Annotated in this window: 1 protein-coding gene; it reads left to right on the top strand. The window is 66.0% G+C overall.

The genetic code is table 11. From position 1 onward, the window contains the following. Positions 1-75: 75 nt before the first annotated feature. On the top strand, positions 76-774 hold the full coding sequence (locus EOC06_RS11815) for a ribonuclease HII (RefSeq protein ID WP_127270953.1): 699 nt from the start codon (positions 76-78) through the stop codon (positions 772-774). Positions 775-804 lie beyond the last annotated feature (30 nt).

Below are 804 nucleotides of genomic sequence, written 5' to 3'. Positions count from 1 at the left end.
CCTCCGGGGTCCGGCGCCCCACCCGACCCGGAGGGACTTGCGGAGAATCGGAGCCGATGCGAACCTCGCCGCAACATGGCTCGCGCGCGTTCTGATTCTCCGCCTCTCTTTGAGATCATCGAGAAGCCCGACTTCTCCTTCGAGACGAAGGCGATGGCGGAGGGGCTGTGGCCGGTTGCCGGGATGGACGAGGCCGGCCGTGGCCCCCTGGCCGGGCCGGTAGTCGCCGCGGCCGTGGTGCTCGATCCCGCCAACATTCCCGACGGCCTCGACGATTCCAAACGCCTCAGCCATCTGCAGCGTGAAGCCTTGTTCCTGCGAATTCTCGGCTCTGCGCAGGCGGTCTCAATGGCCTCCATCAGTGCCGAGGGTATCGACGGCAGCAACATCCTCAAGGCAAGCCTGGAAGCCATGCGCCGCGCCCTGGTAGGGCTGTCGGTCAGACCGAAGCTCGCCCTTGCCGATGGACGCGACGTGCCGCCTGGCCTGCCTTGTGAAGGGCGCGCGCTGATCAAGGGCGACCAGCGTTCGCAGTCGATCGCCGCCGCCTCGATCGTCGCCAAGGTGATGCGCGATCGCATGATGTGCGGCTGCGGCAACCATCACGACCGCTACGGCTTCGAAGTCCATATGGGCTACGCCACGCTTCGCCATCGCACGGCAATCGAGGCGCATGGCCCGGTGGCGCGGCTGCATCGCGTATCGTTTTCGCCGTTCAGACTGGGTGGCGCTGAAGTGGTTGAGGAAGAGAGCTTCGTCGGAATGGATAGCTGATCTCCCCCCTCGAGGGGGAGATGGCCGGCA

It is taken from the genome of Mesorhizobium sp. M7A.F.Ca.MR.362.00.0.0, from assembly GCF_004023175.1.
Taxonomy (GTDB): Bacteria; Pseudomonadota; Alphaproteobacteria; order Rhizobiales; family Rhizobiaceae; genus Mesorhizobium.
Note: the sequence above shows the minus strand (reverse complement) of the source record. Positions and strands in the feature narration are given on the sequence as shown.

Excerpts from the sequence above, each read along its gene's own strand:
- EOC06_RS11815 (WP_127270953.1), top strand. The coding sequence starts at position 76 with ATGGCTCGCGCGCGTTCTGATTCTCCGCCTCTCTTTGAGATCATCGAG.